This is a genomic window from Mycobacterium sp. UM_CSW (assembly GCF_000455205.1).
GTDB lineage: Bacteria > Actinomycetota > Actinomycetes > Mycobacteriales > Mycobacteriaceae > Mycobacterium.
The window spans coordinates 1-18893 of record NZ_AUWQ01000038.1; the positions used below are offsets into that span (position 1 = coordinate 1).

The following is an 18893-nucleotide window of genomic DNA, read 5'->3' on the forward strand; positions in this document are numbered from 1 at the left end:
GGGCTGCCCGGTTCCCGGCGCACCGTCGGCGCCGTTACCGATCAACGGACGCCCCAGCAATAATTCGGTGGGCGCATTGATCACGCCCAACACGTCGTCCTCCAGGGTCTGCAACGGCGACGCGTTGGCGGCCTCGGCGAGGGCATACGCGCCCGCACCGCCGGTCAGGGTCTGCACGAACTGCCGATGGAAAGACGCCGCCTGCGCGCTCAACGCTTGAAAGGCCTGACCGTGATCGCTGAACAGCGCCGCGATCGCGCCCGAGACCTCGTCGGCCCCCGCCGCCAGCACCCCGGTCGTCGCACCGGCCGCCGCCGTATGGGCTTCAGTCAGGGCAGACCCGATAATCTCCAAATCCGTTGCCGCAGAGGTCAATACCTCCGGCGCCGCCACCACAAACGACATGTCTTCCCTCCGCCCACGCAGCCGTATTCGGCGCGTCCGGGCGGCGTCACGGCGACGGCGAGCCGCAGCGTGGGGGTGTCGCGGTTGGTGTGGCCGTGCCGGCCGCCCGGAGCGCTCGCCGCCAAGTGTGCGGAGTCGGGCGGCCCCGGGATATCGGGAATTTTCCCTATTTTTGGGTGTCAGCGGCCGCGAAGGTGCAACTACCGACAGCTCCACTCGGGAAACGCGTCGGTAACGGCACTTTCGCGGCGGTTACACGGTCTGCTGGCCGCCCGCCTTGGCCAGCGTCTCGAACTCCTCGTCGGTCAAGGTGATCTCGGCGGCGGCGACGTTCTCCTCCAGGTGCGCGACGCTGGACGTGCCCGGAATCGGCAGCATCACCGGCGAGCGCTTCAGCAGCCAGGCCAGCGCCAGCTGCGACGGGCTCGCGTCGTGCTCGGCGGCGATGCGCTGCAGCGGGCCGTCCGGCGCGGCCAGCGGCCCGGCGGCCAGCGGGAACCACGGGATGAAGCCGATGCCCAGCTTGGTCGCGGCGTCCAGCAGCGGCTCGGCGCCGCGAGAGGCCAGGTTGTACATGTTCTGCACCGACACGATCTCGGTGATCTGCTGGGCGGCGGTGAGCTGGTCGACGTCGATCTCGGACAGGCCGATGTGGCGGATCTTGCCCTCGTTCTTCAGCGCGAGCAGCTCGCCCACCTGGTCGGCCAGTGGGTAGTTGGGGTCGATGCGATGCAGCTGGAACAGGTCGATGGTCTCCACGCCGAGGCGGCGCAAACTCATCTCGCATTCCTGGCGCAGGTAGCTCGGGTTGCCCAGCGGCACCCACACGTCGGGGCCGGTGCGCAGCAGACCCGCCTTGGTGGCGATCACCAGGCCGTCGTAGGGGTGCAGCGCGTCGTGAATGATCTCCTCGGAAACGTAGGGCCCGTAGGAGTCCGCGGTGTCGATGAAGTTCACCCCGAGCTCGACGGCGCGGCGCAACACCCGCACGCATTCGTCGCGGTCGGCGGGCGGGCCCCACACGCCCTTGCCGGTCAGGCGCATGGCGCCGAAACCGAGCCGGTTGACGGTCAGGTCGCCGCCGAGGGTGAACGTTCCGGATGCTTGGGCAACAGTCTGAGTGGTCACTCCTACGACCGTACGCTGAACCTGTGGACCTACAAGCGCTCGAAGAACTTCCACTCACCTACAAAGAGATAGGCGCCACCGCCAACGGCGAGTTGCCCGACGGGTACGACCACCAGCACAACGAGCGTCAAATCGGCACCGGCCGAACGCGTTTCGAGCAGGCCGGCGACGCGGTCATGCGCTGGGGCATGCAACGCGGATCCGGCCTGCGGGTGCAGGCCAGCACCGAGGTGGCCGAGGTCGACGCCGTCTTGGTGGTGCGACTGGGTTTTCTGCCCGCGCCGTGCCGGGTCGTCTACGTCGTCGACGAGCCCGACATCCGCGGGTTCGCCTACGGCACGCTGCCGGGCCACCCGGAGTCGGGCGAGGAGCGCTTCGTCGTGCGCCGCGACCCGGCCACCGACGCGGTGTATGCGGAGGTGTCGGCGTTCTCCCGGCCCGCCGCCTGGTGGAGCAAGGCCGGCGGGCCGGTCGTCAGGGCGGCCCAGCGCGTCATCGCCCGGCGCTATCTGCGCGCCGTGTAGCCGCTACGAGCCCCAACCGGTCAGCAGCTTCTCCGCACCCGCGCACATCTGCGCGATGACCTCACCCACCGGCGCGTCGTCGCGGATCATCCCGACGCCCTCGCCGGCATCGACGGGCGCGACGCGGCGATCGTCGGCGGCGACGGCCGCGGCCAGTTCGTCGCACGCCGACACATCGAGCGCGTCCTCGTGGCCCGTCCAGCGCGCGACGAAGTCGTTGGCCAACACGCGCGACGGAAACTTCGCCGGCCAGGGCAACCCCCGGGCGACGTCGAATGCCCGGGTGACGGCCGTGTCGGTCGCCCGGGCGGCGATCAGCGCGCGCCGGCTGCCGTCGCCGGTGAGCGCCTCCGGGCAAGCCGCGAGCCGGGTGCCCACCCATGCCCCGCTCGCGCCGGCCGCCAGGACCGCGGCCAGGCTGCGCGCCGAGGCGACGCCACCGCCCGCGAGGACGGGCACCGTGACGGCGTCCAACACGTCGTCGAGCAACGGCAGCGTGGCGAGTTTGACCTGGCCGTGCCCGCCGCCCTCGGACCCCCGCGCGACCAGGATGTCCACGCCGGCGTCGACGGCCCGGCGGGCGCCCAACCCGTCGTAAACCTGTGTGGCGGTGGGGATTCCGGCGTCGTGTGCCTTGGCGACCCACGACCAGTCGGTGCCGAAACTGACCGACAACAGGGCGGGCCCGGCGGCCAGCGCGTCCTCGAGCAAGCCCTGCTGGGTCCGAATCACCCAGTCCACCAAGCCAATTCCGAATCTCCCGCGCACATGCGGCAACTGGGCTTGCAGCGCTTCCCGGCTGCCGTCGCTGCCCATGCCGACCATGCCCAGCCCGCCGGCCGCGGTAACGGCAGCGGCCAACCGGCCACCGGCGACCCCACCCATCGGGGCGTTGACGATCGGCACCCGCAGCCCGAAACTCCTTGACCAGGGCGTGGATAGCATCCGGCTAGTGCGCCCCGGGCTGGCTCTTCAGCACGGTCAGCATGACCACGGAATCCTCGACGGCGTGCAGGGCGTGCCGCTCCGCCGGGATCGCGACGTAGTCGCCGGCCTTGCCTTCCCAGGCGTCGCCGCCGGTCGTCAGGCGGACGTGGCCCTGCAACACCTGCAGCGTCGCCTCGCCGGGGCTGTCGTGTTCCGACAGGTCGTGGTCGGCCAGCAGGGCGAGCACGGTCTGCCGAAGCTCGTGGGTGTGACCGCCGTGGATGGTGTGCGCGGCGCGTCCGCTGTGCGACCGCCCCGCCTCGGCCAGCTTTTCGGAGGCCAGGCCGGTCAACGAGATGGATTCCATAGTCGTCTCCTTCGGTCGTGCGAGCCCGCATCAGGCGGTCAATAGCAGTATCCCCGCCACCAGCAGGGCCACGGCCTTGACCGCCTCCAGGCCGATGTAGCCGTAGTGGGAGTGGGACCGCGGCCCGTCCGATCCGGCGAGCACCGCATCGGAGCGGCGGGTCAGCGCCGGGCGCACCGCGATCAACTGGATCGCCAGGGCGGCGACGGCGACGGCGAACGCCGCGGTGATCCGCGCGGGCGTCGGGCCCGACACCACGATCGCGACGATGACGAGGGCGAAGGCGACCTCGACGGTGTTGAGCGCGCGAAAGACCAGGCGCCCGATGCCGAGGCCGATCTGCAGCGTCACGTTGGGCGCGCGGAACTTCAGCGGGGCTTCGAGGAACGAGATGGCCAGCACCATGCCGAGCCAGACGAAGGTGACCGCGACGGCGACCGCGGATCCGGGGCTCACCGGGCCGGGCCGGCTGGCGAGACGTGGGCCAGGCACAGATCCGGTTCGACGAACGCGTCGAGGCGATCGACCGAAACCGGCGCGCCCCACGCCTCCAGGGCTCCCTGCATCAGGCCGAGGTGGATCGGGCACACGACCGCGCCACGGGTTTCGGCCAGTTCCAGGAATGGGCAGTGCCGCAGGCCCACCAGTTGCTCGCCGTCGGACGTCCGGCGCTCCGGGGCGAAGCCGAGGTCGTCGAGGACGCCGACCAGCCGATCGACCGCTTCGTCGGCGCCCCGGGCCTTCGGCGCCTTGGCGCGTGACTCCAGGTTCCGCCCCCAGACCCGGCCCGCGGCAACCGCCTTTGCGCGCGGATTCCGCTCGGCTGCCAGCGCCTCGGTCAGAACTTCGGCCAGCATGCGGTAGTGGCGCGTCCCGCCGCGATCCATCTGCCGCACCGCCTGGAACATCAGCGGCGGGCGCCCGGGGCCCTTGCGGTCGTGCTCCACCTGCTCCACCTGGCTGGCCGCGAGCAGGCTGTCGAGGTGGAAGCGCACGGTATTCGGGTGCACGCCAAGCTGTTCGGCGATCGCAACGATGCTCAGCGGATCGGGCGACGACCGCAGTAGCCGCAGCACCTCGCGGCGGCGGCGTCCGGTGTTTTCTCCCACTGACGTAATGCCGCTCACGCTCCTTTGGTCTCGTCGGCCCTGGGCTGGGCGGCGACCAGCGATGTGTCGACATCGCGGGCCCCATTATCGGCCAGGTGGGGGGCGCGCTCCACCGGCAGGTCGCACGTCACGTCGCTCGACTTTACACAACCGCTCTTGTGAAAAGAGGACGGGCGCCGAAAACTTCTGTGCCACGCGCGGTCTTGTGACAAACGCCCCTGCTGAAACGCACCCGGCCCCGATACGGTCGTGCGTGAACGGCCACGCCGACGAATCGAGGACTGGGGATGTCATCACAGAACGCACGTTTGGGAATCGTCGTCGGCATCGACGACTCGCCGGCCGCCAGGACAGCGGTGCAGTGGGCGGCGCGCGACGCCGAACTGCGCAACGTGCCGCTGACCCTCGTGCACGCCGTTTCTCCCGAGGTTCGGACGTGGCTGAGGACGCCTGTGCCGGCCGGGGTGATGCGTTGGCAGCAGGAGCACGGTCGCCGACTAATCGACGAGGCGCTCAAGGTCGTCGAAGCGGCCTCGCGGCGCGGCGGCCCGGCCGGTATCCACACCGAAATCCTTTCCTCGGCAGCCGTTCCGACGCTGATCGACTTGTCCAAGGAGGCGGACATGCTGGTCACGGGGGCGCAGGGCAGCGGCCGCTGGCCCGGCCGACTGCTGGGCTCGGTCAGCTCGGCCCTGCTGCGTCACGCGCACTGCCCGGTTGCGATCATCCACGAGGACCCCGCGACCCCGGGCGCCGGTCGGGGCCCGGTGCTGCTCGGCGTCGACGGCTCACCGGCATCCGAGCCCGCAACCGCGATCGCCTTCGATGAGGCGTCTCGCCGTAACGCGGACTTGGTGGCCCTGCACGCGTGGAGTGATCTCGACCGATCAGAGTGGCCCGAAATTAATTGGCCCACAACCCAATCGGCCGCCGAAGAGGTGTTGGCCGAGCGGCTGGCGGGCTGGCAGGAGCAGTATCCCGACGTGGGGGTGACCCGTATCGTCGTGCAGGCCCAGCCGGCACGACGGCTGGTCGAGCAGTCCGCGGGGGCGCAGCTGGTCGTGGTCGGCAGCCGGGGCCGCGGCGGTTTCGCCGGAATGCTGGTCGGATCCGTCGGGGAAGCCGTCGCCCAGATGGCGCAGGCGCCGGTGATCGTGGCGCGCGAGGCCCCGGCCTAGTCGCCGTGCTCGCCCACGAGATGCGCATCGTCGGGGCGGAACCGCAGCCGCCCCTCCACCACCGAGCGCGCGACATCGGTGAGCGGCCTGTGGTGGTGGTAGGCATACGCGCGCAACCGCACCAACGCCTGCAGCGGTGAAACAGCGAGGCGTTCGGAAAGCATTCCGGCGGCTTGGTGAATCTCGGCGTGCCAGAGAACCGGACCGGGGCCGTCGGCGTGCTGGGCTTCCGGTGGCGGAATGCCACATTCGGCGTCGACCACCAGCAGCAGCGCGGTGTCGGCATAGATCAGCGCGTCCATCAACCGGCCCTGATCGAGGTGGCCCGTGGTGTCGCCGAAGAGGTCGAGCACGCCAACCTCGATGGCGCCCAACGCCAGCGGAAGGCTGTACATCGCCCGTATCCCGAGCCGACCCGCTTCCGCCGCGAAGGTCGGCCAGCGGCGGCTGCTATGCGGCGCGGCCAGATCGCTTACCAGGGTCGGCCTCCCGCGCGCCAGCGCATCGACCCCCGGGCCCTGTCCCAAGGTCACCTGCAACTCTTCGGCCTCGCCGGCTCGCGAATCCGTGACATACGCGGGTTTTAACGTCCAGTTGTCGCTCGTCAGAATCAGACCGGCGGCGCTGGCACCGACCGCCTCCACGCAAGCCAGACACGCGTGCCCGGAAGACATCGGCGATCCGTCGCGTCCGGCGAGCGACGCGATCGACGCCCAAACCCGGGAAGTACGGTCACCGTTCAAGACCCAGATCATTCCCGTCGCGATCACCGGCCGATAAGAGCCAAACGTCACTTCTTGGGCGCCGGCGCGCTAGCGGACGACGAGCACCGAGCATTCGGGGTGGCGGAAGAGCGGGTGACCGTAAGGCCCGACCAGCCGCGCCAACTGGCCGGCCTCCGTGCCGCTGATTACCGCGAGCAGGATTCGCTCGTCGTGGGAGGCCAGGAAACCGGCGATGGCTTCCCTGGTGGTGATCGGGTAGAAGCGCACCTCGGGGTGACGATGGCGCCAGTCCTGCACCCGCTGTTGGAACCGGCAGTCGGCGTGGTCGGTGAGGTCCTCCGGTCGTCCACCCAGGACGAGCATGGGCGCCCGACGCAATTTCGCCTCTCCCACAGCGTGTTTCATTACAACGTCGTCGTCGGGCGCGTCGGACATCCGGACCACGATCCAGTTGATGTCCGGCGGTGGCTGGTCGACATCGGTACGCAGGATCGCCACCGGGCAATGCGCCTTCTCGGCCAGCTCGGTTGCCGTCGAACCCAGGATGGAGCGGGCGTAGCGCCCGATTCCGGTGGACCCGGCGCAGATCATCTCGGCATCCGAGGACGCCTCGACCAGCAGCGCGCCGGTCGGCCCGCGACCGATTTCGGTTTCGACGGCGACGGGTTTTCCGCTGGCCTCGATCGCCGATCGGGCCGCCCGAAGCGATTTCTCGGCATGGGTGAGGTCACGGGCGTAGTCGTCCGGGGATAGATGCGTCGGCTTCATGACCGCGACAAGGCGCAGCGGCACGTGGCGGCTGATGGCCTCGTCGACGCCCCACAGCGCGGCCGCGATCGCCGCCGGCGAGCCGTCGATCCCCACGATGATCGGTTTCACAATCCTCCCAACACCTTTCGGCCGCTAGACGGGAGACGTCACGGCCGGTCCACGGTGCGCGAGCCGGTAGACGTCCATCAGCCGGGTGAGGTCGCTCGGCGTGACGATGCCGACCACCTCGCCGCCGTCGAGCACCAGGGCGCGGCTGCGGGGACCGGCCGGCGCCATCCGCTCGAGCAGCGCGGTCAGCGGCTCCCGCGGCCCGGCGGTGGGCACCGCGTCCAGCGGCAGCGCGATGTCGGCCACCCGGGTGCTGCCCCGCGCGTCCGGCGCCACGTCGCGCAGCTGGGTCAGCGTCACCAGTCCCACGATCGATCCGTCCGGATCGTTGACGGGGTACGCCGAGTGACGGTCGCCCAGGACGTAGCGCTGGATGAAATCCTCGACCGTGAGCCAGGCGGGCGCGGTGTGCGGGTGCGCGGTCATCGCGTCGGAGACGCTCACCCCGGCGAAGAGCTGTCGCGTCGTAATCCGGGCCTCTTCCTCGCGACTCGCGGCGAAGATGAACCAGCCGATGAAGGCCAGCCAGACGCCGCCGACCACGCCCCCCGCGACGAATTCGGCCAGGCCCAAACCGATCAGGACGTACGCGACCACCCGTCCCGCATGCGCCGCCCCGATGCCGGCGCGCACGATGTCGCCATGGCGCCGCCACAGGTACGCACGCAGCACGCGGCCGCCGTCGAGCGGTGCGCCGGGCAACAGGTTGAACAGGCCCAGCAGCAGGTTGATGCCGGCCAGCCACGAGGCGACGCCGACGACGACGGGCGCGGCATGCAGGGCGCGCAGCGCCGCGACCAGGCCGCCGAATGCCGCCGCCAAGGCCAGGCTGGTGGCCGGGCCCGCGATCGCGATCCGGAAGGCCGCCTTGGGCGTCTTCGCCTCACCGCCGAGGTTGGTCACCCCGCCGAACAGCCACAGCGTGACGCTCTCCACGGCCACCCCGGCCCGGCGGGCGACCACGGCATGCGCGAGCTCGTGGGCCAACAGCGACGCCAGCAGCACCAGCGCGCCGCACGCTCCGGCCAGCCAATAGACCGGGGCCGAATACCCCTTGGCGGTGCCGGGCAGCGTGCTCGCCAGGCTCCAGGTGAACAGCCACAGGATGACCAGCACGCTCCAGTTCACGTTCACCGGAAACCCGGCAACCCTGCCCAGCGGGATCGCGTCGCGCACCTAGAACCTCCAAAGTCGGGGGCGGACAGATTGTTTCAGCGCCCGGCTTCTGCCGGCGCCGTCATGAGCGGCCGCTCGACCCGGTGCTTGATGCGGAGCAACAAACCCCGGGTGCCCAGCGCGAGCACCGGTCTGGCCAATTCCATCGCGAACACTTCGCCGGGATGGCGCAGGGCCAGCCGGGCGCGGGTCAAGAGCCGCACCCGGTCTTCCCAGTGCGGCTGGATGTGGAAGGACCACACCGCATTCCAGCGCAGGTCTTCCCGCGTGGCATTGAGCACGATGTACTTCTCGGGCACGATCTGGGCGACGGTGAACGTCACGCCTTCGGGCAGCCCCGGCCAGCCGTCGGGGGCCAGGCGCAAGACGTCTCCTGCCGCAAGGTGTTTCGCCGACGGCGGCGAATCGGGCTCGCGCCGGCCATCGGCGAGCCGCATTAGCGCGGGCCACACTGCCGCCACCGGCGCGTCGATGTACACCGCCTCGGTGGTCTGGATCGCCGGGTCGGCCACCAACGCGTCGCCGGGCAGCAGCATCCGGCACTCCGCCTTGGTGGCCCCCCAATCGCGGTAATAGCGTCGCGCGCCGTACAGCATCGCGAGCAGCGCCGCCGTCTCAGTGATCCGCCTGGTCGCGTTGCCCATGGCGCCAGTGTGGGCGGGCGGTCGGACCGCCCGCCAGGGTCGATGGTCCCCGCGGCAGCGCCGATGTGCTCTCGTCACCGGCTCGGGACTTTGGGCCCTATCCGGTATCGGCGCGTGACGAAATAATGACTTCGTCTGACGTAACTTGGCTGCGGCGGTTGCGGCTGAACAAAGGAGACTGACGGTTATGGGTGGTAGCCCGCCGTTGTTATTGTCCGATTCCGACGTTGACGCCCTCGCGGGTGAATTCTTGCGCTCGCACTACCTGGGTCCCATCTATGCCGACTGGTCGCCCGACCGGCGCCTGGACACGTTCCTGCGGCGGCGCGGTCTGCCCCGCGTGGCCGACGACGGTGATCTCGCGAAGACCGTGCTGGATCGCATCATGGCCCGCGTGAGCGGCGGGGCGCGCGGCTAGCCGCTGCGCGCACCCACGGATGCCTCGAGCTCGGCCAGGCACTCCTCGGTGAGCGGGATCAGCTCCTCGATGTCGGGCACCACATCGGCACCGGCGGCGTAACCGAATCCGATGCGGTCGGCGTATGAACACGTCGTCACATTAAGTGCCATCCCGTCGTAGACGGTGGACACCGGATAGATCTCCTCGAGACGCGCTCCGTTCCAATACATTTCGCTGCGCGGGCCGGGCACGTGCGAGATGGGCAGGTTGTATCCGGTGCGCAGCTTCGGCGTGAAAGGCAGCAGCGGGAAAATCACCGTCGCGGCGATGCTGCCCGCGGCGGTCAGCAGCGATGCCGTCGATCCGCGCTTGGCCACCCACTGCTTTCCTTCCGACATCGATCGGTGGATCAGGTCCAGCCGCGCGGCGGGATCGGCCATGTCGGTGCCCAACGGGCACAGCCACAGACCGAACATGTTGCCGTGCTGGTCATTTCCCTCGTCACGCTCGCGAGCGCGCACCGTGATCGGGCAGGCCGCCACCAGGGACCGCTCCGGCAGCTCGCCACGCTCGAGCATCCAGCGGCGCACCGCGCCGGCCACCAGGGCGGTCACCACGTCGTTGCCGGTGACCCCGGCCGCCCGCTGCACCGCTTCGATGCGCTCCCTCGGCCAGCTGGCGGCCGCGACGGCACGTTCGTGTCCGAGATGGCCGTTGAACCGCGTGTAGGGCGCACCGAAAGGCAGCACGGTCGTGTGGCCGACCAGGCTGTCGAGCACGGTCGACAGCTCGCCCGTGACGGCCCGCCCGATCAGCCCGACGCTCGACGTCGCCGCGCCGAGCAGCGATCGCAGCGGCGCGACAAGACGCGACGCCAGCCCGCCCCGTTCCGACTGCGGCGCCTCGGGACGGCGGTCGGCGTAGAACGGCGGCATCGACCGGCGTTGTGGGTCGGCGCTCAGTGCGTCGGCGATCATCCGGAAGCCCGCGACACCATCGATGACGGTGTGGTGCACCTTGATGTAGAGCGCGAATCGGCCGCCATCGAGGCCGTCGATCAGATACGACATCCACATCGGCCGGGAGCGATCGAGGCGCTCCGCGTCCAGCTCACCGATGAGCCGCCAGAACTCGCCAAGGTCCCCCGACACGGTGCGGCGCTGGCAGTGTCGGCTCAGATCGACGTCGCGCATTTCCCGCCACACCCACACTCCCCCGGTGTCCACGCCACTGTGCGGATACCTGCGCAGCCGCGGATCGATCGGATGATTACCGGCGAGCGTCTCGCCATACAGCTCGTCGACGAAATCCGGCCCGGCGTCCTCCGGCGGCGACAGGATCAGCACCGCACCGACATGCATCGGGCTGGCCACCAGCTCCGCGGCCATCATCGCCACGTCCAGCGGGTCCATGGGGGCCATCTCGCCCGCCTACGCGGGGCGGTCGCGCCGGGTCGGCGGCGCGTCGAGGAGCCCCGATTGCCGCAGCGCGTCCCACACGAATTTCTGTACCGGCCGCGACCGGAAGAATCCGGTGTGACCGCCTGGGTACCAGACGATTTCGGGTTTGCCCCAGTGCTCCCAGAGGCGGACCACCTGCTCGCGCGGGTGCACGACCCGGTCGGCGACGCCGGCATAGATGAAGCGGCCCGGCATCGGCACCAGCGGTTCGAGCGACAGCGGCGACGTCATCCGGCCGAGGGGTTCGGCCAACTCCATCGTGCGCCGGCGCGGGTCGCCTTTGCTCAGGCCGGAGTGGCGCCCCAGCAGCTGCACCAGGTCGGCCACCGGGACGCCGAGGATGGCGCAGGTGAGGCCCTTTTCGAGGCTGGCGACCAGCGACGCGATGTAGCCGCCGAGCGAAAGGCTGTTCAACCCGATCAGCGAGTCGGGCTCCTGCAACCGAATCCAGGACAACAGCCTGCGGATGTCCCACACCGCGTGACCCGTCGCATGCACGTCGTCGAGGATGTCCTCGCCGGGAAACACCACGCCCTTCGGCAGCCCGCGGGCCCGTGGGCCGTGCATCGGCAGCACCGGCATGACGACGTTGAGACCCAGTTCGTCGTGCAGCTTCCAGGCGCGGAACAAAGCGAGATCCAATGGGGCCCGGCCCATCTCGGTTCCGTGCACGCACACCAGCCAGGGCCGTGGTTCGGGATGACGCAGCAACAGCGCGTACTCGCGCCTGTTCGCGGTGTAGCCCATCCACCGCTGGCCGCCCGGCTCGCCGGGCCGAGGCAGGTATCCGCTGTCGAAGGACAGGCGATACAGGGTGCGTTTGCGCCCCTTGACCTGTTGGACCGTGACGTCCGAAAGCGGCGGCGGCGCCCCGAAGAATCTCTTCGGGTGATCGAGCCATCCGCGCTCGCCGTAGAAGTCCAGGGCCGCGACCACTTCCCGGCTGATGCGGTCGAACGCCCGGGGCTCGCTCACCGGCCGTCGCGCCTTCAGGCCCAGCAGGACGACCTCGTCGCGAAAAGCCTGCAGTGCCAGCGCCAGGGTGGGGCGCGCAATCGGTAGCCCGCCCTCCTCCTTGTCGAGGTAGTCGCGCCACGATTCGGTGAGGTAGAGGCCGGTGTGCATGAACGGGCGGACGGCGTTGCCCAGCCCGCCGATCAGGGGCGGATTCCAGCGCGGATCGCCCGGTCGCTGACCGTCGTCGCCGGCGGCGTCTGACATGGCCGCACGCTAACACCCGCCCGAATCGGCGCGTTAGGGACTTACGGCCCGGTCGCGGTCGCGGGAAGTCCCCGGATGCCCGGGTGAGGACTTTAGCCACTCGTCGGGTCGACCAGCCGGCCGTAACGTCAGGGCGTCGGCAGCATGCCGAAGCGCCGAGTTCAAGGAGCTTGAAATGGCAAAGGCATCGGAAAAGAAACCGAAAAAGTCCGAGCCCCGCTGGGCGGAATTGTCCGACGAGGTGCTCGAGTCGGTCGAGGCCGGCCGTAAGCAGGCGATCGAGGCCGTCCGCAAGTTCGTCGACGAGGTGGGACCCGTGTTGCCCGAGCAGTCCCGACGCAAAGCAGTCGTCGACGCGGCCCTCAACCTGGCCGACGACTTGGTGGCCGCGCGGATGGAGTTCTTCCGCAGCGTGGTGCGCAGCGCCGGCGAGGCGATGAGCAAATAGCCCTCACCCGCGCGATCACGAGGCGGCCGGCGAGCCCGCGACGCGCTCGCGCAGCTGCGCGGCGAAGTCCGCGGCCCGGTCGAGGTCGTGGTCGTTGGGCCGTCCGCGGTTGATGCCGCCGATGAATCCGAACGGCCCCATGGTGTCGAACCCGCGGCAGGAGAACGCATCGAGCACGTCGAAGCCCTTCGCCGCCAACTGGTTTCGAACTGGCTTGTTGTAATCCAGCAACGGGACCTCGCTCGCGCCGCTGGTGAAGAAGGTGAAGGCGCGGGGTCCGCGAACGCGCGGCAGGCGGCGGATCAACGCCCGCAGCCTGGCGTCCACGCTCATGTAATAGATGCCGGACCCGAAGCCGACGAGGTCGTATTCGCAGAGCTTCTCGGGGTCCACCGATTCGGGTTCGACGACCTCGGCGCCCAGCACCTCGGCCATCCGGTCGGCCACCCGACGGGTGTTGCCGTGCGATTTCGAAACGCAGACGATGAGCGACTTCATGGCTCAATGCTGCGCGTAGCGCACCGCGGCGGGTAAGGGACTTTGTCCCCTATCCTCCGCCGAAGAGCCGCAGAACAGTGAGGTTTTCAAGCCCGTCACCGATGGATCGAAGACATGACAGCAACACTCGCCGCACTGGAAAAGCCCGACCTCTCCAAGATCGAGAACCGGGCGCCGTCGGTGGCACGGATGTTCGTCGACCGCGTCGCCGCCACCCCGGACACCGAAGCGTTCCGGTATCCGCAGAACGGCGGCTGGGAGCGCGTGACGTGGCGGCAGGTCGGCGAGCGTGTGCAGCGCATCGCCGCCGGCCTGATCGCCTTGGGCATCCAACCGGAGGACCGGGTGGCGCTGGCATCGGCGACGCGATACGAGTGGGTGCTCGTCGATTTCGGCGTCTTGTGTGCCGGCGCGGCGACGACGACGGTGTACCCGACGACCATCGCCGCCGACGTCGCCTATATCGTGGCCAACTCGGGAAGCCGGGTGGTGGTCGCCGAAAACCAGGCGCAGGTCGACAAACTCGTCGAGCACCGCGCGGAACTGCCCGACGTGACCCAGGTGGTGATCATCGACGGCAACGGCGACGGCGACTGGGTCATCACCCTGGGCGAGCTCGAACAGCGCGGCAAGCAACTTCTGGCCGACTCGCACCACGCGGTCGAGGAGCGGGTCGCCGCCGTCGGGCCGGACCAGCTGGCCAGCCTGATCTACACCTCCGGAACGACCGGGCGGCCGAAGGGCGTGCGGCTGACCCACGGCGCCTGGACCTACACCGCCGCTGCCATCGACTCGTTGGCCGTGCTCGGCCCCGACGACCTCAACTTCCTGTGGCTGCCCTTGGCGCACTCGTTCGGCAAGGTGATGCTGGCGCTGCCGCTGTTGATTGGCTTCCCGACCGCGATAGACGGGCGCGTCGAGAAGATCGTCGACAACCTGGCGGTGCTGCACCCGACCGTCATGGGCGCCGCGCCGCGGATCTTCGAGAAGGCACACGCCCGCATCGAGCAGATGATCGCCGAGGAGGGCGGCCTGAAGAAGCGGATCTTCGACTGGTCGATCCGGGTGGGCCTGAAGGTGTCCGCGGCCAGGCAGGCCGGCGAAAAGCCTTCGCTGGCAGCGTCGCTCGCCTACCGGGTGGCGGACCGGCTGGTGTTCTCCACGATCCGGGAGCGCTTCGGCGGGCGGGTGCGGTTCTTCGTCTCCGCCGCCGCCGCGCTGGACCGCAACGTCGCGCAGTGGTTCGACGCTGTCGGCATCACCGTGCTCGAGGGCTATGGGCTCACCGAGACCTCCGCCGCGTCCTTCATCAACCGCCCCAACGCTTATCGCTTCGGGACGGTGGGCTGGCCGTTCCCCGCCACCGAGGTGAAGATCGCCGACGACGGCGAGATCATGCTGCGGGGCCCGGGGGTGATGACGTCGTACCACGATTTGCCCGAGGCCACCGCCGAGGCGCTCGACGACGACGGCTGGTTCCGCACCGGCGACATCGGCGAGATCGACGCCGACGGCTACCTGCGCATCACCGACCGCAAGAAGGACATGTTCAAGACGTCGCAGGGCAAGTACGTGGCGCCGGCGGCGATCGAGGTGCGGTTCAAGGGCCTTTGCCCGTACGCGGGTGAGCTGCTGGTGATCGGGGAGGCCAAGCCCTACTGCGTGGCGCTGGTCAGCCTCGACGGCGAGGCGATCACGGACTGGGCCGGCAAGAATGGCCTGGGCGGCAAGTCGTTCGCCGAGATCGCGCGCGACGAGCGCACCCGGGAACTGATCGCCGGCTACATCGACGCGCTGAACGCGGAGCTGAATCGCTGGGAGCAGATCAAGAAATTCACGGTCCTGGACCGCGAACTGTCCATCGAATCCGGCGACCTGACGCCCAGCATGAAGCTGCGCCGCAAGGTCGTCGTCGGCAAGGCCGCGGACGACATCTCGGCTCTCTACGGATAGCGCCGCGCTCCCTTTCTCCGGTCGCGCGTCAGCGGTGCAGACCCGTGACGGGTTCGTGGGTGCTGGCCTGGATATCGGTTGAGGTCAAGGCCAACAGCTGATTCGACAGATCGGACAGCGCGCGGGCGATCGCCAGTTCGTCGCCGATCTGGGCGACCGGCCGGTCGGCGGGATCCAGCCGCGCCAGGCCCACCCCGACGAACTTCTTGCCCGCCCAGGCCAGCCGCGCCTTGGCGCGGGTGCGCTCTTCGTGCTCTTCGACCACCAGGTCGATTTGGCAGGTCTTGGTGCCGTCAGCCTTGCCGGTCATCGCCAGTCTCCTTGTCTTGCCGGGTATTAGCCCACCTAGATGCGACCACCGGCCGACGCCGCGAAGTAGGGGCGAAAGTCACCAGTGCGCACGGCACGGGCGTGAAACAGTTTTCGACGGGATGCCGACCATTCAGCAAATTGGTCGATAAACGAACCGTCGATATTAATCGACAATATTGTTGGTTGTAATCAACAATTCGTTGACTTATATCGACGCGTCCATAAAGTAACTTTCGTGGACGACCTCGCGCAGGCCGAGTAGATGCACGCCTCCCGCGGCCGCCGCCCGTCGCATCATTCGGGCGACGACCGCGAGCAAGCCATCCTGGCCACCGCGGAGCGCCTCCTGCAGGAGCGGCCGCTGGCCGACTTCTCGGTCGACGATCTGGCGAAGGGCGCGGGCATTTCCCGTCCGACTTTCTACTTTTATTTCCAGTCGAAGAACGCCGTGTTGCTGTCGCTGCTGGACCAGATGAACGGCAAGGCGCACGCGGCGCTTACGGCATTGGGCGGCAAGCTGTTCGGCGACCCCGCGACGCTGTGGCGGGCACGCATCGAGGCCTTCTTCGAGGTGTCGGGCTCGCATCGGGCGGTCGCCGTGGCGGGCGCCGCGGCGAAGGCCACCAACCCCGAGGTCCGGCAGCTGTGGTCGACGCTCATGCAGAAGTGGATCTCGCACACCACGGCGGCGATCAAGGCCGAGCGCCGCCGCGGCGCCGCCCCGGACACCTACCCGGCCGAGGATCTGTCCGTCGCGCTGAACATGTTGAGCGAGCGGGTGATGGCCGCGACGTTCACCGCCGAGGAGCCGGCGATCCCCGAGGACCGCGTGATCGACATGCTGGTGCACATCTGGATGGCCAGCATCTACAAGGCCGACGCCGAGGCGTTGGCCACTAGCGGTTTTTGAGGACCCGCGCGGCGCGGTCCAGGCTCTGGTCGATCAGACGGTCGGCGGCACCGAAATAGGTTGCCGACGGGGCCTCGCCCGCCAGCTCCGCGATCGCACGCTGCTCGCCGTAAACGTCTGCCAGGCGCAGGTTTTCGGCCATCCGCGCAGAATGCACCTGAAGCCCGGCCAGCAGTTCGCCGCACTGCGAACCCGCGACCACGGTCCGTCGGGTCAGCGTGCGCAGGGTGTCCCATTCGGCGTGCCAGGAGCCGTCGGGCCGTTCGTCGTTGGCCAGCGCGGCGGCGGTGTGCAGCGTCGAGGCCAACTGCGGCGCCGTGACGGCGGCCCGCCGGATCAGGATGGACAGCACCGGGTTGCGCTTGTGCGGCATCGACGACGACCCGCCGCGGTTTTCGCCCGCCGGCTCGCCCAGTTCGCCGATCTCCGGGCGGGCCAGGGTGACGACGTCCGATGCGATGCGGCCCCAGGCGTCGGTGCACCCGACGAAGGCATCCCCCGCCGCGGTGACCGGCGTTCGCGTCGTGTGCCATGGCGACCGGTCGCTCAACCCCAAAGACGTTGCAACGCTTTGCGCCAGGCGATCGGAGACCGCCGACGGGTCCGCAGCGCCCCCGATCAGCGTCGCCAGCTCTGTGGTCGCGGCCCGCGTTCCGGCGGCGCCGCCGACCTGAATGGGGGTGACCAGCCCGGCGATCCGCTCGTGGGCGTCGACGACCCCGTCCAGCCAGCGCGCCGCCTTGGCGCCGAATGTGGTGGGCGCCGCGTGCTGGGTGAGGGTGCGGGCCACCATGGGCGTGCCCCGGTGCGCCGCGGCGAGGTCCGACAGCGTCGAAACCTGCTGCCTCAGTTCGGATGTCAGGGCGTCGGCGGCGGCGCGCACGCCCAGCATCAGGGCGGTGTCGAGAACATCCTGGCTGGTGAGGCCGCGGTGGATCCACGGCGCGATGGCCGGGGTGGCCCGCCCGCGCAGCAGGTCGACCAGGCCGATGACCGGGTTGCCGCCACCCTCGTCGCCGGCCGCGAGCGACTCGCCGTCGCCGTCCCGCAGCAGGGCCGCCAGGTCGGCCCCGGCGCATTCGCGGGGCGCCAGGCCGGCGGCGGTCAGCGCTGCCAGCCAGGCGGATTCCACCGTGACCATCGCGTCCAGCAGCGCGGCGTCCGTCATGTGCGTCCCCGCCCGCTGGTCGCCGGGCCACAGCAGGTTGGTCATCGCCGGTACTCCAGGAACACGGTCTCGTTGGGGCCCTGCAGGTGGATGTCGAAACGGTATCCCGCGCAGCCGGTTTCGGGGACGCATACCAGGCCGGCCACCGCCGCATCGCCGTGCGGCAGGTACGCGCGGGTGAACAGTCGATCCAGCAGGCCGCGCGCGAAGACGGCGAGCGCGAAGAACGGTGCACGCCCCGGTGCGCCCGGGCCGGGCGCCACGGTGGTGAACGAGTACTGGCCCGCGGCGTCGGTCGCACACCGGCCCCACCCGGTGAACGATGTTTCGTCGCGCCGCAGGGAACCGGCCAGCCGCGGGATCTGGCCGGCGCCGTCGGCCTGCCACAGTTCGACCAGCGCGTCCGGCACCGCTTGGGCGGCGCCGTCGTAGACCGTGCCGTGCAGCCGTACCGCCTGCGGATGTCCGTCGCCGACCAGCTGGCTGCCACCGGGATACGGCAGGCCCAGCCCGAGGAACGGCCCGACGGTTTGCCCTGGGGTGCAGGCGAATTCAGCCATCGTCGGTCCGGGTCCGGCGGGCGCCGCAGAGCACGATGTCCCAGCGGTAGCCGGTGGCGTACTCGGGCTGGGTGAGGTCGTGGTCGTAGCGGGCGATCAGCCGCGCCCGGGCGGCGGGATCGGGGATCGATTGGAAGATCGGGTCCAGGTCGAACAGCGGGTCGCCCGGGAAGTACATCTGGGTGATCAGGCGTTGCGTGAAAGCCGTTCCGAATATCGAGAAGTGGATGTGCGCCGGGCGCCAGGCGTTGCGGTGGTTGCGCCACGGGTAGGGGCCGGGCTTGATGGTCAGGAAGCGGTACGACCCGTCGGGTCCGGTGAGGCAACGGCCGGCGCCGACGAAGTTCGGATCCAGCGGCGCCGGGTGCTGGTCGACCGGGTGGCAGTAGCGGCCCGCAGCGTTGGCCTGCCAGATCTCGATCAGCTGGCCCGCCACCGGCCTGCCGGCGTCGTCGAGCACCCGCCCCGCCACGACGATCCGCTCCCCGATCGGCTCACCGGGATGGCCGGCGGTCAGGTCGGCGTCACGCGGGTCGACATCGCGGCCGCCGAAGCACGGCGCGTGGCGCTCGAGCCCCTCGGGGTCGACGAGCAGCGCGGGCCGGTTCGGATGGCGCAGCGCGGTGCTGCGATAGGGCGGGTAGTCGAGCTGCGGCCGGGCCGGATCCGCGACCGTCTCGGCGGCGCTCGCGATCGCGGCCATCTCCGCCGTGATGTCGTCCTGGGACGCGACATCCTCGGCGCTCATGAGCCGTGAGGCTACTCCCGATTTCGCCGGCGACTCCAGACGCCCGTTGCGAGCTTTCCGCCCCGCGAGCGCGCGTGTCGGTACGCCGACACGCCGTTGGGACCGGCATTTTGCGCGCCCTCGATAGCGAGGTTCGGGGATTGACCAGGCGGG

23 protein-coding genes are annotated in these 18893 nt (G+C 69.8%); 6 read left to right on the plus strand and 17 right to left on the minus strand.

Translation table 11 applies throughout. From position 1 onward, the window contains the following. Positions 1–405, minus strand: a 405-nt coding sequence (locus tag N415_RS14930; protein WP_081665281.1) for a PE family protein, incomplete at its 3' end; no start/stop codon positions are given. Between the two features lie 252 nt (positions 406–657). Then, positions 658–1533 carry an aldo/keto reductase gene (locus N415_RS14935; RefSeq protein ID WP_068183072.1) on the minus strand — a complete coding sequence of 292 codons (876 nt, stop codon included), beginning with the start codon at positions 1531–1533 and terminating at the stop codon, positions 658–660. 23 nt (positions 1534–1556) lie between these two features. Between N415_RS14935 and N415_RS14940 the strand changes: the two genes are divergently transcribed. Then, entirely contained in the window at positions 1557–2057 is a 501-nt protein-coding gene (locus N415_RS14940; protein WP_068183075.1) for a DUF1990 domain-containing protein, read from the plus strand. A 3-nt stretch (positions 2058–2060) separates the two neighbouring features. Here N415_RS14940 and N415_RS14945 read toward each other — a convergent pair whose 3' ends face one another. Genes N415_RS14945 through N415_RS14960 form a run of 4 tightly spaced genes read right to left on the minus strand, consistent with a single transcriptional unit; the run spans position 2061 to position 4478 of the window. After that, the gene (locus tag N415_RS14945) at positions 2061–3002 is read right to left on the minus strand and encodes a nitronate monooxygenase (RefSeq protein WP_068183078.1); all 942 of its coding nucleotides are present in this window, start codon (positions 3000–3002) and stop codon (positions 2061–2063) included. Between the two features lie 4 nt (positions 3003–3006). After that, positions 3007–3351 (minus strand): cupin domain-containing protein, encoded by a 345-nt coding sequence (locus N415_RS14950; RefSeq protein WP_068183082.1) that lies wholly within the window; start codon positions 3349–3351, stop codon positions 3007–3009. Positions 3352–3381: 30 nt separating this feature from the next. Further along, the gene (locus N415_RS14955; protein ID WP_068183086.1) at positions 3382–3807 is read right to left on the minus strand and encodes a hypothetical protein; all 426 of its coding nucleotides are present in this window, start codon (positions 3805–3807) and stop codon (positions 3382–3384) included. Beyond that, positions 3804–4478: a helix-turn-helix domain-containing protein gene (locus N415_RS14960; RefSeq protein WP_068183089.1), complete on the minus strand. Its 675-nt coding sequence runs from the start codon at positions 4476–4478 to the stop codon at positions 3804–3806. Before N415_RS14960 ends, N415_RS14955 begins: the two co-directional genes overlap by 4 nt. 269 nt (positions 4479–4747) lie before the next feature. On the opposite strand from N415_RS14960, the gene N415_RS14965 reads away from it, so the two are divergent. After that, positions 4748–5638, plus strand: a complete 891-nt coding sequence (locus tag N415_RS14965; RefSeq protein ID WP_068183091.1) for a universal stress protein — start codon at positions 4748–4750, stop codon at positions 5636–5638. On the opposite strand, the gene N415_RS14970 is transcribed toward N415_RS14965, so the two are convergent. Genes N415_RS14970 through N415_RS14985 form a run of 4 tightly spaced genes read right to left on the minus strand, consistent with a single transcriptional unit; the run spans position 5635 to position 9062 of the window. Beyond that, on the minus strand, positions 5635–6393 hold the full coding sequence (locus N415_RS14970) for a GAF and ANTAR domain-containing protein (protein ID WP_068183369.1): 759 nt from the start codon (positions 6391–6393) through the stop codon (positions 5635–5637). The two genes, N415_RS14965 and N415_RS14970, sit on opposite strands and share 4 nt — an antisense overlap. 57 nt (positions 6394–6450) lie before the next feature. Continuing rightward, on the minus strand, positions 6451–7242 hold the full coding sequence (locus N415_RS14975; protein WP_068183095.1) for a universal stress protein: 792 nt from the start codon (positions 7240–7242) through the stop codon (positions 6451–6453). A 24-nt stretch (positions 7243–7266) separates the two neighbouring features. Continuing rightward, positions 7267–8418, minus strand: a complete 1152-nt coding sequence (locus tag N415_RS14980; protein ID WP_068183098.1) for a site-2 protease family protein — start codon at positions 8416–8418, stop codon at positions 7267–7269. Positions 8419–8453: 35 nt separating this feature from the next. Continuing rightward, positions 8454–9062, minus strand: coding sequence for a hypothetical protein (locus tag N415_RS14985; protein ID WP_068183102.1), 609 nt, complete (start codon positions 9060–9062; stop codon positions 8454–8456). Between the two features lie 187 nt (positions 9063–9249). Between N415_RS14985 and N415_RS14990 the strand changes: the two genes are divergently transcribed. After that, the gene (locus N415_RS14990) at positions 9250–9480 is read left to right on the plus strand and encodes a hypothetical protein (RefSeq protein WP_068183105.1); all 231 of its coding nucleotides are present in this window, start codon (positions 9250–9252) and stop codon (positions 9478–9480) included. Here the strand turns inward: N415_RS14990 and N415_RS14995 are convergent. Both N415_RS14995 and N415_RS15000 read right to left on the minus strand, forming a co-directional pair. Further along, the gene (locus N415_RS14995) at positions 9477–10883 is read right to left on the minus strand and encodes a wax ester/triacylglycerol synthase family O-acyltransferase (protein ID WP_068183107.1); all 1407 of its coding nucleotides are present in this window, start codon (positions 10881–10883) and stop codon (positions 9477–9479) included. The genes N415_RS14990 and N415_RS14995 overlap by 4 nt on opposite strands. 9 nt (positions 10884–10892) lie before the next feature. After that, positions 10893–12143 carry an alpha/beta hydrolase gene (locus N415_RS15000; protein ID WP_068183111.1) on the minus strand — a complete coding sequence of 417 codons (1251 nt, stop codon included), beginning with the start codon at positions 12141–12143 and terminating at the stop codon, positions 10893–10895. Between the two features lie 175 nt (positions 12144–12318). Between N415_RS15000 and N415_RS15005 the strand changes: the two genes are divergently transcribed. Next, on the plus strand, positions 12319–12591 hold the full coding sequence (locus tag N415_RS15005; protein WP_068183114.1) for a hypothetical protein: 273 nt from the start codon (positions 12319–12321) through the stop codon (positions 12589–12591). A gap of 15 nt (positions 12592–12606) precedes the next feature. Here N415_RS15005 and N415_RS15010 read toward each other — a convergent pair whose 3' ends face one another. Beyond that, complete coding sequence (locus N415_RS15010) at positions 12607–13089, minus strand: flavodoxin family protein (RefSeq protein WP_068183117.1); 483 nt, start codon at positions 13087–13089, stop codon at positions 12607–12609. Between the two features lie 114 nt (positions 13090–13203). Between N415_RS15010 and N415_RS15015 the strand changes: the two genes are divergently transcribed. Then, on the plus strand, positions 13204–15042 hold the full coding sequence (locus tag N415_RS15015; RefSeq protein ID WP_068183120.1) for a long-chain fatty acid--CoA ligase: 1839 nt from the start codon (positions 13204–13206) through the stop codon (positions 15040–15042). 28 nt (positions 15043–15070) lie between these two features. On the opposite strand, the gene N415_RS15020 is transcribed toward N415_RS15015, so the two are convergent. After that, entirely contained in the window at positions 15071–15352 is a 282-nt protein-coding gene (locus tag N415_RS15020; RefSeq protein WP_068183123.1) for a DUF1876 domain-containing protein, read from the minus strand. A 264-nt stretch (positions 15353–15616) separates the two neighbouring features. On the opposite strand from N415_RS15020, the gene N415_RS15025 reads away from it, so the two are divergent. After that, on the plus strand, positions 15617–16264 hold the full coding sequence (locus N415_RS15025; protein ID WP_068183126.1) for a TetR/AcrR family transcriptional regulator: 648 nt from the start codon (positions 15617–15619) through the stop codon (positions 16262–16264). On the opposite strand, the gene N415_RS15030 is transcribed toward N415_RS15025, so the two are convergent. Genes N415_RS15030 through pcaH form a run of 3 tightly spaced genes read right to left on the minus strand, consistent with a single transcriptional unit; the run spans position 16251 to position 18740 of the window. Continuing rightward, positions 16251–17477, minus strand: a complete 1227-nt coding sequence (locus tag N415_RS15030) for a lyase family protein (protein WP_068183129.1) — start codon at positions 17475–17477, stop codon at positions 16251–16253. The genes N415_RS15025 and N415_RS15030 overlap by 14 nt on opposite strands. After that, positions 17474–17992, minus strand: coding sequence for a protocatechuate 3,4-dioxygenase subunit alpha (gene pcaG, locus N415_RS15035; protein ID WP_068183131.1), 519 nt, complete (start codon positions 17990–17992; stop codon positions 17474–17476). The genes N415_RS15030 and pcaG overlap by 4 nt, the downstream gene beginning before the upstream one ends. Continuing rightward, entirely contained in the window at positions 17985–18740 is a 756-nt protein-coding gene (gene pcaH, locus N415_RS15040; RefSeq protein ID WP_068183133.1) for a protocatechuate 3,4-dioxygenase subunit beta, read from the minus strand. The genes pcaG and pcaH overlap by 8 nt, the downstream gene beginning before the upstream one ends. Positions 18741–18893: the final 153 nt, after the last annotated feature.